Genomic DNA, 14,208 nt, shown 5'->3' with positions numbered 1-14,208 from the left:
AGCGGGATTCCAATCCTGCGACAATGATGGCAGCGCACTGAGCCTGAACGGAAAGATGCCGTTGCGAGCCGTTGGGCTGCAGGGGATCCATTCACGAACCCTGCCGCCAGCAGGCGATCAGATGGCCGGGTGCGACCTGCCTGGCGGGCGGTTCGGCCTTTCTGCAGTCGGGCACGACCAGGGGGCAGCGGTCGGCGAAGGAACATCCCTTGGTCTGCGTGCCGGCTGCCTCGATCTCCACCGGAGCGGACAGTTTCGGCGCGGCCTCATCGGAGGACGCGACCAGGAGCAGTTGCGTGTAGGGGTGATTGGGGCCCTGGAAGATCTGGTCGGATGAACCGGTTTCGACCAGGCGGCCGCGATAGAGCACGCCGATCCTGTCGGCCATGTAGCGTACGACCCTGAGGTCGTGGCTGATGAACAGATAGGTCGTGTCCTTGTCGCGCTGCAGGTCGTTGAGCAGGTTGAGAACGGTCGCCTGAACGGAAACGTCGAGCGCCGAGGTGGGTTCGTCGAGCACCACGACCTTCGGCACGCCGGCGAAGGCCCGCGCGATCGCGGCCCGTTGCCGCTGGCCACCCGACAGCGATCGCGATTTCTGCTCGGCCGTGGTGGCGGCCAGGCGGACCGACTGCAAGAGATCGCTGACGCGTGCTCTCACCTCGCCATGGCGCAGCCCGGCGAGCCGGCGCAGCGGACGGCCGAGGATCCTGCCGATCCGCTGGCGTGGGTTGAGCGTGCGATCGGGCGACTGGAAGACCATCTGCACGTCGCGCCGTTCGGCAAGGTTTCTCTTCTCGACGCGCGGCGCGACCGTCTTGCCGAACAGCTCGACCGATCCGGCGTCAGGCGTCTGCAGGCCGGTGACGATCCTTGCCAAGGTCGACTTGCCGGAGCCTGATTCGCCGATCAGCCCGAACGTTTCGCCCCGGCCTATGTCGAGGTCGATATCGCTGAGCACAGGCTGGCTGCCAAAGGCATGGCTGATGCCTTTGCAGGTGATCGCGATCTGGCGCTCTGTCCGGGTGCCGGCGTCTTCATCGTTGGGCGTCGGGTGCACTGCCAGACCGGGTCCGTCCGTCTCCGCAAGTCTGCCGTCCCGCTTGGTGTAGTTGAGGGCCGGGATCGAGGCGATGAGCGCCTTTGTGTAGGCGTGGCGAGGGTTGTCGAAGACATCAGTGGCGACGCCGCTTTCGACCACCGTTCCCGACTGCATCACCGCCACGCGATCACAGGAACGGCGGATCATGTTTATGTCGTGGCTGATCAGAAGCACGCTGGTTTTGTGATCCTTGCGCAGGTCGTGCAGGATGGCGATGATCTCCGACTGCACGCTGGCGTCGAGCGCCGTCGTCGGCTCGTCCAGCACCAGCAGCGACGGGTCGAGCGCGATCGCGATGGCGATGTTGGCGCGCTGCTGCATGCCGCCGGACAATTCGTGCGGATAGAGATCCAGCACCCGGTTCGGACGGCTCACCCTGACGCGCTCTAATAGTTCGGCGGCGCGCGCGCGGGCCTCGTCGTGGCGAACCGGGCGATGCCGCATGATCGTCTCGGTGATCTGGCGGCCGATCGTCATGCTTGGGTTGAGGGCTGCGCCCGGGTGCTGGTAGACGGCGGCGATGTGGTTGCCCCGCAGCTGGCGAAGCTGCTCGGCGGAGAGGTCGCGGATTTCTCGGCCCTGGAATTCAAGCGCCGATGCCGCGATGCGGGCATTTTTCGGCAGATAGCGCAGGATGGCGAGCGCCACCGAGCTTTTGCCCGATCCCGACTCGCCGACCAGGCCAAGCGCTTCGCCTTGGTCTATGTGCAGCGACACGCCGCTGACGGCGGGATGCGATCCATTGCGCCCGTAATAGGCGATGGAAAGCTGGTCGACGTTGAGAACCGAGGAGGACATTGGGAGCTTGAAACCACTTTCTTCCAGCGCGGCGATCGAGGGCAATCGCTTCCGCTTTGGCAATACATAATCTCTATAAAATTACTCGAATAAAGCCGGAGCGCAATCTACCTTTCATCGCTCACGAGAGATTGTTGCCGTCTGCCAAAGCAGCGCGACGGTCTCCGGAGAGCAGATTTGGAAGGAGGCCGGCATGGCTCGAGATCACATGATCCTCAGCGCATTTTTCTTCAACCCGCAGGGCGATCACCGGATGTCGTGGCGTCATCCGAGGGCGCCGGGCCGGGAGGTGCTGGACTTCGACTTCTACCGCGATCTCGTACAGGCAGCCGAGCGGGCAAAGATCGACACCATCTTCGTCGCCGACCACGTGTCGATCTGGGATTCGGTCAAGAGCGGCATCGCCCACTACGCCAATGCCCGACTCGAGCCTTTGACGCTGCTGTCGGCGCTGGCCGGTGTGACCAGGCATATCGGCCTGATCACCACGGCGTCGAGTTCCTACAGCGAGCCCTACAATGTGGCGCGCATGTTCGCCTCGCTCGACCATATCAGCAAGGGCAGGGCGTCGTGGAATGTGGTCACCTCGGCCATGGACGAGGAGGCGCGCAATTTCGGCCGCGACGGCAATATCGAACATGCATTCCGCTATGAGCGCGCAGCCGAATTCCTCGATATCGTCAAGGCGCTGTGGGACAGCTGGGAAGACGAAGCATTACTGATCGACAAGGCGTCGGGCTATTTCGCCGATCCCGACAAGGTCCACCCGATCGACCACAAGGGAAAGCACTTCAAGGTGCGCGGACCGCTCAACGTCTCGCGGCCGCCGCAGGGCCATCCGCTGATCGTCCAGGCCGGCTCGTCCGAGGACGGCAAGAACTTTGCCACCGCCCAGGCCGATGTGCATTTTGCCATCTTCAGCACCAGGGAAGACGGCATCAAGTATCGCCAGGACATCAACGAGCGTCTTGCCCGTCACGGCAGGCGGCCGGAGAGCTTCAAGATCCTGCCGGGCATCCTGCCGATCGTTGCCGCCTCCGAGGCGGAAGGCCGGGAAAAGCAGGAGTATCTGCAGACCTTGCTTCCCGACCAGGTCGGCATTGACCTTCTGTCGAGCTGGAGCGGCATCGATCTCTCCGTCTATCCGCCGGACGGGCCGCTGCCGCCGCTGCCGGACGAGAGCACCTTCAATGGCGGACGCACGTCGCTCTACCGGGTCCGGCAGTGGTCGAAGCAGAATCTCAGCCTGCGCGAGATTGCCCGCAAGCTTGCCAACAGCGGCTCGGTGCCGACCGTAGCCGGCACGCCGGCGCAGATCGCCGACCAGCTGCAGGATTGGTACGTCTCGGGTGCCGCCGACGGCTTCAACCTGATGTTCCCGCTGCTGCCCGAGGACTGGGTGAATTTCGCCGAGCAGGTGGTGCCGGAGCTGCAGCGCCGCGGCGTGTTCCCGACCGAGTACGCGCCGGGAACGCTGCGCGACCGTTTCGGCCTGGCGCGGCCCGCCAACCGCTTCGCCGAGCAGCGCGATAATGCGCGCGCCGTGTCCTGACCCCGGAGACCGCAGATGACCGCCGCACCCAGACTGCAGCCGCGCGAAGCGACCGCGCCGCATCTCGTCAATGTCCTGCACAGCCCCAAGCGCGTGCGCGTCAAATTCGGCGGCCGCACCATCGCCGACAGCCGCAACGTGCTGGTGCTGCGCTCCAACCACTTCCTGCCGATCTATTTCTTCCCGGTGGCGTCGGTCGATGCGTCGGTGCTGAAGCCCTCACTGCATCGCGAGCCGCACGCGGTCGGTGGCGAGACGGCCTACTGGGATATCGACACCGGCGACAGGCGCAGCGCCAACGCGGCCTGGTCGTTCGTGTCGCCGCCGGGTGAAAACCTGTCGCCGCTCGCCGGTCGCATCGCCTTCAGCTGGAAGCTCGTCGACCAGTGGTTCGAGGAGGACGAAGAGGTCTTCGTCCATGCCCGCGATCCCTATGCCCGCATCGATGTTTTGCAAAGCGCGAGCCATGTGCAGGTCTGGTTCGACGGCGCTCCGATCGCCGACAGCCACCGCCCGGTGCTGCTGTTCGAGACGCATCTGCCGACGCGCTTCTACCTGCATCCGGATGACATCAATCTGGAGCGGCTGACGGCGTCCGCCACAACGACGCGATGTCCTTACAAGGGCATCGCTTCCTATTGGTCCGGGCTCGTCAGCGACGGTTCGGTGCGCCCGGACATCGCCTGGAGCTACCGCGACCCGATCGCCGAGATGCCCAAGATCAAGGGCCTCGTCGCCTTCTACCCGCAGGCCGTGGATCGCATCCATCTCGACGGCGAACCCGTCGCATAGAGCAGCTTTTCAATCTTCATTTCAGACAGGGGTTTAGAACATGACCAAACACAGAGATATCGACGCACTTCGCAATCTGTCGGGGGACATCTGGAATGTCGCCGTCGACGAATATCAGGGCGGCTTCCTCAAGCGCCGCGATCTGCTGAAATACGCAGCGCTGCTCGGCCTCACAGGCTTTGCCGCGTCGCAGGGACTTGGAGGCGCGCGCGCATCAGCCGCTGCCGGCGGCATTGTCCGCGTCGGGCTCGGCCAGCCGACCAAGGCGATCGATCCCGTGTCGGTCACCGATCCGGCCAGCATCGGAGTGATCAGCCAGGTCGGTGAATATTTGATCCTCGACGATCCCAAGGACGGGCTGCAGCCGAAGCTCGCTTTGTCCTGGGAGGCCGACGAGACCGCCAGCCGCTGGACCTTCAAACTGCGTCCGGGGGTGAAATTCCACGACGGCCGCACGGTCACCGCCAAGGACGTGGTGGCTAGCTTCGAGCGGCTTGTCGATCCGGCCAGCGGCTCGTCGGCGCTGTCGGCCTACAAGGGCATCCTGTCCAAGGGCGGCGCCAAGCTGGTGGACGACGAAACCGTCGCATTCGACCTCGACGGTCCCAACAGCAACTTCCCCTTCTATGTCTCCTCCGACGTCTACAATGCCGTCATCCTGCCGGCCGACTACGCCGGCGATTTCGAGAAGACCTTCAACGGCACCGGCCCGTTCAAGCTCGAATCCTTCCGTCCTAAGCAGGGCGCGAGCTTCGTGCGCAATCCAGACTACTGGGGCGACAAGGCGCTGCCTGACCGTGTCGAGATCAAGTTCTTCGACGACGAGCAGGCCCAGGTGCTGGCGCTGCAGGCCGGCCAGCTCGACGTCATCCCGAGCACGACGCGGCTGGAACTGGCGATCGAGGGCAATCCCAACTTCAAGCTGCTGAGCGTGCAGGCAAGCTCGCATGACCAGGTGCACCTGCGGACCGACCAGGCGCCGTTCACCGACAAGCGCATCCGTCGCGCGCTGGCGCTTACGCTCGACCGCGAGGCGATCGTAAAGAGGCTGCTGAAAGGCCGCGCCATCGTCGGCAACGACACCCCGTTCGCGCCGGTCTTCCCCTCCGCCGACCCGTCGGTGCCGCAGCGCAAGCAGGATATCGCCGAGGCCAAGCGGTTGCTGGGCGAGGCGGGCGTGCCGAATGGCTTCGAAGTGACGCTGACCACCGAGCGCGCCTATGACATTCCCGACTATGCGGTGATCATCCAGAACTTCGCCAAGAAGGCCGGCATCGACGTCAAGCTCAATGTCCTGCCACAGGACGCCTATTACGGCTCGGCGACCTTCGGCAGTTCGCCCTGGCTGGATTCGGTTCTCGGCATCACCGACTACGGCCATCGCGGCACGCCCGACATCTTCCTCAACGCGACCCTGAAGAGTTCGGGGGCCTGGAACGCGGCGCATTTCAAAAATCCGGCCTACGATGCTCTGCTGCTCGACTACTCCAAGGCACGCGACCTCAACGCCCAGCGCCTTGCCGCCGGCAAGATCCAGACCCTCCTGCTTGACGAAACGCCGGCGATCATCAGCTACTTCTCGCAGTACAGCCGGATCACCAGCACCAAGGTCGAGGGCGTGCGCTTCACGGCGATTTCGCACCTGTTGCTCGACCGCGTTACCTTCGTCCAGGCATGATGCTCAAGCGAGGAGACGTCCCATTCCGATTCCATCGGGATGGGACTGGTTCAAGGCAAGGCGGCAAGACGCGATGCTGAGTGGCCGCACCGTATCGGCGCGCGCGGGCACACTTCTGCTCACGCTGTGGCTCGTCAGCATACTGGTCTTCTTTGCCGGGCAGGTTCTGCCCGGCGATGTCGGCCGCGTCATGCTCGGGCCGTTTGCCGATGCGCAAGCGGTGGCGGAACTGAACAAGCGGCTCGGCGTCGACCAGCCGGTTCTCGTCCAGTACTGGCGCTGGTTCGGCAACGCACTCACCGGCGATTTCGGCACCTCCCTGTCGATGGGCGGACCGGTGGCGCCGTTCGTGCTGGAAAGCCTCAAGCGCTCCGCGGCGCTTGCCGGCATCATCCTGGTTTTGCTTGTTCCGCTAGGGGTCGGCGCCGGCGTCATCGCCGGTCTCAATGCGGGCCGCTTCATCGACCGGCTGATCGTGATGGCGGGCGTTTCCTTCGGCATTGTCCCGGACTTTGTGTCCGGTCTGATGCTGCTTATCGTTTTCGGCCTGTGGCTGAACTGGTTCCCGATCTCGGGCGTCGCGCCCGATGGCGCGGGCTTCTGGACGAATGGCTACTATTTGATCCTGCCGGCGCTGCCGCTGGTGCTGAACCTTGCCGGCTATATCGCCCGCATGACGCGGGCCGGCGTGATCGAGGCGATGGCCGCCGACTATACACGCACCGCCGTGCTAAAGGGGCTCGAGCGGCGCGAGATCATTTTTCGACATGTGCTGCGCAATGCGCTGACGCCGACCATCGCGGTGCTTGCGACCCAGACCGGCTACATGCTTGGCGGGCTGGTGGTGATCGAAGCGCTGTTCGGTATCCAGGGCCTTGGCAATCTGGTTCTGAACGCGGCCAAGGCACGCGATTTCCCGATGCTTGAAGCCGGCGTGCTGGTGATGGCGGCAATATTCGTGCTGTCGGCGGCGGCAGGCGACCTCGTGCTGGCCTTGCTCGATCCGCGACAACGCCGAAGGGCTTTGTCATGACGGACCTGGCGGAGTTTCCCGCGCCGCGGCGCGCGGCGGTCGGCTTGGCGGCGACGCGCAGGATCGGCAGCGCTTTTGCCGGACTGCCTCCGTCGGTCGTGGCCGGTTCGCTGGTGCTGCTGTTCTGGATCGCGTGCGCGCTGTTCGGCAATCTCTTCGTTCCCTACGATCCCTATGCCGAGGATTTTCTGGCGATGCTGACGCCGCCCGATGCCGTGCATTGGTTCGGCACCGACCAACTCGGCCGCGACGTGCTGTCCCGCATCGTCGTCGGATCGCGCGATATCCTGCTGGTTGCGCCGCTCGCCACGCTTGCCGGTGTCACCGCCGGCAGCATCATCGGGCTGGTGCTCGGCTATTTCGATGGCTTGGTCGATGCCATCGGGGCGCGGCTGCTCGACACGCTGATGGCGTTTCCGTTCATCGTTCTCGTGACCATGACGCTTGTCGCGATCGGCCCATCGAACCTGACCGTTGTTCTGGTGATCGCCATTGCCTACGCGCCGCTGGTGGCGCGGACCGTTCGCGCCGCCGTGCGCGAGCAGAAGCAGCGCGATTATGTCAGCGCCGCCCGGCTTGGCGGGGAGGGTGCTCTCGCCATCATGTTCCTGGAGATACTGCCCAATATTCGGGAAACGATCCTCATCGAGCTCGTCACCCGGCTCGGGTACGCGTTCTTCTCGATCGCCACGCTGAGCTTTCTCGGCCTCGGCATCCAGCCGCCTTCCGCCGACTGGGGACTGGCCGTCGCGGACGGCTACGGCTTCCTGACCGGCGGCAAATGGTGGGTCGTCGTCTTCAATTCCTCGGCAATCGTCTCGCTGGTGATGGCGACCAACCTCATCGCACAAGGCATAGGCGCCTTCGAAAATAGCGATGTCTGAGCTTTGATGCTTCTCCGCCGGCGGCGGAGAGGGAAGCCATCCCGTCACAATGATCGCCCTGTGACACCGGTGCGTTGAGCACCTGGGATCGGGCGCGACGCGATCCCTCCGCATCGCGATCCCGGTCTTTCCGCCGACAAAACCTTCCATCGTTGCGCACGTTTCGATAGGGCGGGAGCGTGCTTCATGGGGACGGTCGAACAGAGCCGTTGACGCTGGCCCCCTTTACCTCCTAGGATTAAATCAAATTGATTTACGTTACTCGCCCGAAGAGGCGGAAATGCCGATCAACAATGGGAGATGAAGTATGACTGCCAGGCTGCCAGACCCGCATATGCGTTCCCTGCAAGACCCGTCGACGGCTGTTTCCCGCCGGCGGCTGTTGATCGGCACGGCTTTCGTCGCCGCGACCATCGCCACGACTTTCTCCTTCGGCGCGCGACCGGCGTCCGCCGAATCGGTGCTCGCCATGCACATCGAGGAACAGACGAGCTGGGTGCAGAACTTCAACCCCTTCGACCTTGGCGGGCGCCGCCAGAGCACGATGGATTTCGTCTACGAGCCGCTCGTCATCTACAACGACTATGACAGCGGCAAGCCGATCTTCCGGCTGGCGACGGGCTACAAATTCTCCGACGATCTGAAATCGATCACCTACACGCTGCGCGACGGCGTCAAATGGTCCGACGGTCAACCGCTGACCTCGGCCGACATGAAATTCACGCTCGAACTCATGCTGAAGAACCCGGCGGTCGACATTGTCGGCGTCGGCGGCAGCGTTGCCTCGGTCGAAGCGCCTTCGCCGACCGAAGTGAAGATCACTCTGAAGGACGTCGACACGCATTTCCCGGAATCGATGGCCGATTTCCCTGTCGTGCCCGAACACATCTGGAAGGATGTCGCCGATCCGCTTGCCTTCAAGAACGAGAAGCCGATCGGCTCCGGCCCGATGACCGAGATCCGCCGTTTCACGCCGCAGGTCTATGAGCAATGCCGCAACCCGAATTACTGGGACGCCGCCTCGCTGCATGTCGACTGCCTGAAGCTGCCGCAGATCTCCGGCAACGACCAGATGCTGGCACTGCTGCCGGAAGGCTCGATGGACTGGATCGGCTCGTTCCTGCCCGAGATCGACAAGACCTATGTCGCGCTCGACAAGGACCACAATGGCTACTGGCAGCCGCCGGCGGAAACCATCGCCTTCCAGGTGAACTTCAAGACCGCCAATCCGGCGCTGGCCGAGGCCTTCAACGACATCAATTTCCGTCACGCTTTCAGCCTGGTCATGGACCGCACGGCGATGGTGGACATTGCCGGCTTTGGCTATCCGGTGGTCAACCTGCACGCCAGCGGCCTGCCGCCGCGCTTCGACGCCTGGCGCAACAAGGCGGCCGAAGGCGACAAGGATGTGTGGATGACCTACGACGTCGACAAGGCCAACAAAGTGCTTGACGACGCCGGCTACAAGAAGGGCGCCGACGGCATGCGCACCACGCCGAAGGGCCAGCCGATCGCCTTCGCGATCATCGTTCCCAATGGCTGGACCGACTGGATCGACGCTGTGCAGATCGCCACAGAAGGCCTGCGCAAGGCGGGCATCAACGCCTCGGTGGCGACACCGGAATACGAACAGTGGCAAAAGCAGATTCTCGACGGCTCGTTCGATGCGGTCATGAACTCCCGCGCCGACGGACCGACGCCGTTCCGCGGCTACTACCAGTCGCTGTCGACGGCCTTTGCCGGGCGCATCACCAGTGCGCCGTCGCGCTACTCCGATCCGGAACTGGACAAGGTATTCGACGCCTACCGCAAAGCGACCACCGACGAAGACCGCAAGAAGCTGTTCGACCAGGTGCAGGTGATCATCGCCGACAATTTCCCGGTGGTGCCGGTGTTCAACGGACCGACCTGGTATCAGTATTCGACCAAGCGCTTCACCGGCTGGGTGACCAAGGACGAACCGGTGATGAACCCGGAGAACCACGACAACAACCGCATGCGGTTGATGCATCTGCTGCGCCTGAAGCCGGTACAATAAGTCTGAAGTAATGCCCTTCTCCCCTCATGAGGGGAGAGGGGGTCCGTGTCGCAAAATCCTGGCTTCGGCGGCGGTCGACGCGAGGCCGGATGCCGGACATGGTAAGATGCCTGCAGCCGCTTCTTCGTCCGTCGCTTCCAGCGACAGCTTCTCCGCCAAACGGAGAAGGCAATCGAGCACAAGGAACAGCCGATGCGGATTCCTCTTCGACGGCTTGGGGTCTATTTCGTCGCCTTCCTGTTTGCCATCGTGATGAATTTCACCGTTCCCCGGCTGATGCCGGGAAGCCCGGTCGACGGCATGATCGCACAGCTTGGGCCGCGCGCGACACCGGCGGCGATCGAGGCGATCAAGGCCCGCTTCGGTGCCGTCGAACAGCCGATCCTGGGACAATTCGTCGACTACATCACCGGCCTCGCCCGGCTCGATCTCGGCGTGTCGGTCAAATACTACCCGCAGACCGTCACCCAGGTCCTCGCCCGTTCGGCCGGCTGGACCGCGTTCCTGGTCACCACGGCGATCATCTTTTCCCTCTGCGTCGGAGTCTCCCTCGGCGCAGTGGCAGCCTGGCGGCGAGGCGGACGCTTCGATGCGTTCGTCTCGCCGTTTTCTGTCGTGCTGATCGCAATCCCGCCGGTCATCATCGGACTGGCGACCCTGTTCACCTTTGGCGTGACGCTGCGCTGGTTCCCGGTCGGCTATGCCTACAATCCCGACCTCGATCCGGGCCTGAACTTCACTTTTTTCGGCAGCGTCTTCTGGCACGCGGTGATGCCGGTGCTGACGCTGTCGCCCTATCTGATCGGTGAATTCCAGACGACGATGCGCTCCTCGATGATATCGGTGCTCGGCGAGGACTATGTCACCATGGGCCGCGCCAAGGGGCTCGGCGAGACCGCGGTGATGTTCTCCTATGCGGCGCGAAACGCCATGCTGCCGGTGCTGACCAATCTGGCGCTGATGCTGGGCGCGGTGTTCGGCGGCTCGATCGTCACCGAGATCGTCTTCAACTATCCTGGCCTGGGGCTGACGCTGTTCACTGCAAGCGTGGCGCGCGACTATCCGGTCATCCAGGGCCAGCTGCTGCTGATGACGATGGCGACACTCGGCGCCAATCTGCTGGTCGACATCCTCTACGGTGTCGTCGATCCGCGCATCCGGGAGGAACGGGCATGAATTTCGGTTGGCAACTTCTGTGGCGGCAGAAGAAGGCCGTCGCCGGCCTGATCATCGTCGCCGCGCTCTGCCTGATGGCGCTCTTCGCACCCATCCTGGCGCCGACCGATCCGGGCGAGCGTGTCGGCCGCTCGCACCAGCCGCCGACCGTCGAGCATTATTTCGGCACCACCAAGATGGGCCGCGACGTCTATGCGCAATTCGTCTGGGGCGCGCGCCCGTCGCTGGCGGTCGGTTTTGCCACCGGGCTGTTCATCACCGCACTTGGCACCATCATCGGGCTGGTCGCCGGTTATTTCGGCGGCCGCACCGATGCGACGCTGGACCTGATCACCAATGCGGTGCTGGTCATCCCCAATATCCCGCTCTTGATCCTGCTTGCTTCCTTCGCCGGCACGGTCGGTCCGGTCGCCATCATGATGATCATCGCTCTGACCTCGTGGCCGTGGGGCGCGCGCATGACGCGGTCGCAGACGATGGCGCTTCGCAACCGCGAGTTCGTCACCGCGGCGCGCATGGTCGGCGAGCCGTCCTGGCGCATCATCTTCGTCGAGATCCTGCCCAATCTGGTGCCGCTGATCGGCATCAACATCGTTGGCTCGATCATCTATGCCATCGTCGCGCAGACGACGCTCGAATATCTCGGCTTCGGCGATCCGCTCAACGTCACCTGGGGCACGATGCTCTACAATGCGCAGAATTCCTCCGCCATCATCGTCGGTGCCTGGTGGGACATCAGCGCGCCGGCCGCCGGCATCGCGCTCGTCGGCCTCGGCCTCGCGCTGTTGAACTTCACCTTCGACGAGATTGCCAATCCACAGCTGCGCTCCGGTCCGGCGCTCAGCCGCTGGCTGCGCCTCAGCCGTCTGCGCAAGCGCGAACTGGGGGCGGCACGGTGAACGAGGCGCTGCTGCAAATCCGCGACCTCAGCGTCGACTATCTTTTGGATAAGGGCGCCTTCCGCGCCGTCAAGAACGTGTCCTTCGACATTGGCCGCGGCGAATTGTTCGGGCTCGCCGGCGAATCCGGCTGCGGCAAGAGCACGATCGCCTACGCCATCACACGGCTGGCCAAGGCGCCGGCCTGGGTGGCGGGCGGCGAGATCCTGCTCGACGGCCAGGATCTTTTGAAACTGCCGGAAAGCCGCCTGCAGGAGGTGCGCTGGCGACGGATCGGCATGGTGTTCCAGAGCGCGATGAATTCGCTCAATCCACTGATGCGGGTCGAGGCGCAGTTCCACGACGTGCTGCGCCGGCATACCGGCTCGTCGCGCGAAAAATCGCGGGCGCGCGCCGAAGAGATGTTCAAGCTGGTGGGCATTCCGGTCAGCCGGCTGACCGACTATCCGCACCAGTTCTCAGGCGGCATGCGCCAGCGCATCGTCATCGCCATCTGTCTGGCGCTCAAGCCGGAGCTGATCATCATGGACGAGCCGACGACCGCGCTCGACGTGGTCGTGCAGCGCGAAATCCTCGAACAGGTCATCGACCTGCAGCGCGGCTATGGTTTCTCGGTGCTGTTCATCACCCATGACCTGCATTTGATGGCGCAGCTCTGTCACCGCATCGGAGTGATGCTGAAGGGCGAACTGGTCGAGGTCGGCGATGTCAGGCAGGTCAGCCGCGCGCCGGCGCACGACTACACGCGAAAGCTTTGGGGCGCGATCCCGCAACTGCCCGGCCATCCCTCGGTGAAGGACGCGATCACATGAATGCCGTGATGACTGTTCCCCCAGCAGCCATCGCGGCCGAGCCGATCGTCAGGCTGGACGGCATCGAGCGCAGCTTCGGCCTGGTGCAGGCGTTGCGCGGTGTCTCGCTGTCGCTGAAGGGCGGCCATGCGCTGGCGCTGGTTGGAGAATCCGGCTGCGGCAAGACCACCTGCGCCCGCATCATCGCACGCATGGATAAGCCGACCGGCGGCGAGATGCTCTATCGCGGCCGCAACATCACGCGGACCGGCACGGCCGCCGAGGAAAAGGCCTACCGCCGCGCCGTGCAGATGGTGTTCCAGGATCCGTTCGCCTCGCTCAACCCGGTGTTTTCGGTACAGCATCATCTGGCGCGACCGCTGGCGCTGCATGGCCATGCCAGGAGCAAGGCGGAGCAGGTGAAGGGTGTCGCCGATCTCCTCAACTGGGTCGGCCTCGAGCCGGCGCTGACCGCGCACAAGTTTCCGCATGAACTGTCGGGAGGCCAGCGCCAGCGCGTCAACATCGCGCGAGCGCTCGCCGTGCAGCCCGACGTGCTGGTCGCCGACGAGCCGACCTCGATGCTCGATGTCTCGATCCGCCTCGGCATCCTCGAACTCCTGGCGCGCATAAAGCAGGAGCGGCAACTGGCGCTACTCTACATCACGCATGACATCGCCACCGCCGCCCATGTCGCCGAAGAGGTGATCGTGATGTTCGCCGGCCAGATGGTCGAGTGGGGTGATACACTCTCGGTGATCGGTGATGCCCGCCATCCCTACACGCAATTGCTGCTTTCGGCGGTGCCGGACCCCGATCGGCCGTTCGTGGCTGGTGACAGCGCCCGCTTTCTCGGTCACGCCGAGGAGGTGCGACGCCTGAGCCGGCCATCCTCGACTGTGGTCAACAAGGTCGGTCCCAACCATTTCGTGCGCGCGCTGGGCGCGGTGTCCTGAAAATCAACGCCATAGGGTCTCCATGGATTATCTGGTCAATCTTTCGCTGCTTTCGCCCGATCCCGAACTTGATGCGCGTGTCCGCCGTGTCGCCGTCACCATTCGCCGGGCGTTGGCGCCGGAACTCGAACTGGTGACTGGCTGGGTGCGGCAAACCTTCAACGCCGGCTGGTCGAGCGAGACGACGGTGGCATTTTCGCGCCAGCCGGCCTCGTGCTTCCTGGCGACACGCGACGGCGAGCTGGTCGGCTTTGCCGTCTATGATTCGATCGCGCGTGGCTTCTTCGGCCCGACCGGCGTCGGCGAGGCCGCGCGCGGCGCCGGCATCGGCCACGCGCTGCTGCTGGCAACGCTGCTCGACATGCGGGTCATGGGCTATGGCTACGCCATCATCGGCGATGTCGGTCCGTCCGAATTCTACGAGCGCACCGTCGGCGCGACGCAGATCCCGGACTCCGAACCCGGGGTCTATGCCGGCTTGCTCAACACCCATCCCTGATCTCTTGTTC

The 14,208-nt window shown here is 64.1% G+C and carries 12 protein-coding genes; 11 read left to right on the top strand and 1 reads right to left on the bottom strand.

Going from position 1 to position 14,208, the window contains the following annotated elements; genetic code table 11:
• Nucleotides 1–91: 91 nt before the first annotated feature.
• Nucleotides 92–1,900, bottom strand: a complete 1,809-nt coding sequence (locus AC1D08_RS12720; protein ID WP_457153850.1) for a dipeptide ABC transporter ATP-binding protein — start codon at nucleotides 1,898–1,900, stop codon at nucleotides 92–94.
• 193 nt (nucleotides 1,901–2,093) lie between these two features.
• Between AC1D08_RS12720 and AC1D08_RS12715 the strand changes: the two genes are divergently transcribed.
• The 11 genes from AC1D08_RS12715 (at nucleotide 2,094) to AC1D08_RS12665 (ending at nucleotide 14,198) form a co-directional block, all read left to right on the top strand.
• Nucleotides 2,094–3,452: an LLM class flavin-dependent oxidoreductase gene (locus AC1D08_RS12715; RefSeq protein ID WP_477423221.1), complete on the top strand. Its 1,359-nt coding sequence runs from the start codon at nucleotides 2,094–2,096 to the stop codon at nucleotides 3,450–3,452.
• Between the two features lie 15 nt (nucleotides 3,453–3,467).
• Nucleotides 3,468–4,244: a DUF427 domain-containing protein gene (locus AC1D08_RS12710; RefSeq protein ID WP_457152026.1), complete on the top strand. Its 777-nt coding sequence runs from the start codon at nucleotides 3,468–3,470 to the stop codon at nucleotides 4,242–4,244.
• A 40-nt stretch (nucleotides 4,245–4,284) separates the two neighbouring features.
• Nucleotides 4,285–5,922: an ABC transporter substrate-binding protein gene (locus AC1D08_RS12705; protein ID WP_457152025.1), complete on the top strand. Its 1,638-nt coding sequence runs from the start codon at nucleotides 4,285–4,287 to the stop codon at nucleotides 5,920–5,922.
• Nucleotides 5,923–5,995: 73 nt separating this feature from the next.
• On the top strand, nucleotides 5,996–6,955 hold the full coding sequence (locus tag AC1D08_RS12700; RefSeq protein WP_457152024.1) for an ABC transporter permease: 960 nt from the start codon (nucleotides 5,996–5,998) through the stop codon (nucleotides 6,953–6,955).
• Nucleotides 6,952–7,839 carry an ABC transporter permease gene (locus tag AC1D08_RS12695; RefSeq protein WP_457152023.1) on the top strand — a complete coding sequence of 296 codons (888 nt, stop codon included), beginning with the start codon at nucleotides 6,952–6,954 and terminating at the stop codon, nucleotides 7,837–7,839. Before AC1D08_RS12700 ends, AC1D08_RS12695 begins: the two co-directional genes overlap by 4 nt.
• Before the next feature lie 307 nt (nucleotides 7,840–8,146).
• Nucleotides 8,147–9,877, top strand: a complete 1,731-nt coding sequence (locus AC1D08_RS12690; RefSeq protein ID WP_457152022.1) for an ABC transporter substrate-binding protein — start codon at nucleotides 8,147–8,149, stop codon at nucleotides 9,875–9,877.
• Between the two features lie 192 nt (nucleotides 9,878–10,069).
• Nucleotides 10,070–11,053, top strand: coding sequence for an ABC transporter permease (locus AC1D08_RS12685; RefSeq protein ID WP_111543179.1), 984 nt, complete (start codon nucleotides 10,070–10,072; stop codon nucleotides 11,051–11,053).
• Complete coding sequence (locus AC1D08_RS12680) at nucleotides 11,050–11,952, top strand: ABC transporter permease (RefSeq protein WP_457152021.1); 903 nt, start codon at nucleotides 11,050–11,052, stop codon at nucleotides 11,950–11,952. The genes AC1D08_RS12685 and AC1D08_RS12680 overlap by 4 nt, the downstream gene beginning before the upstream one ends.
• A complete protein-coding gene (locus tag AC1D08_RS12675) occupies nucleotides 11,949–12,764 on the top strand; it encodes an ABC transporter ATP-binding protein (RefSeq protein ID WP_457152020.1) in 816 nt (271 codons plus the stop codon). Before AC1D08_RS12680 ends, AC1D08_RS12675 begins: the two co-directional genes overlap by 4 nt.
• 8 nt (nucleotides 12,765–12,772) lie before the next feature.
• Entirely contained in the window at nucleotides 12,773–13,699 is a 927-nt protein-coding gene (locus AC1D08_RS12670; protein ID WP_457152019.1) for an ABC transporter ATP-binding protein, read from the top strand.
• Nucleotides 13,700–13,721: 22 nt separating this feature from the next.
• Nucleotides 13,722–14,198, top strand: coding sequence for a GNAT family N-acetyltransferase (locus AC1D08_RS12665; RefSeq protein WP_457152018.1), 477 nt, complete (start codon nucleotides 13,722–13,724; stop codon nucleotides 14,196–14,198).
• Nucleotides 14,199–14,208: the final 10 nt, after the last annotated feature.

Source organism: Mesorhizobium sp. P2_E6 (genome assembly GCF_056403835.1).
Note: the sequence above shows the minus strand (reverse complement) of the source record. Positions and strands in the feature narration are given on the sequence as shown.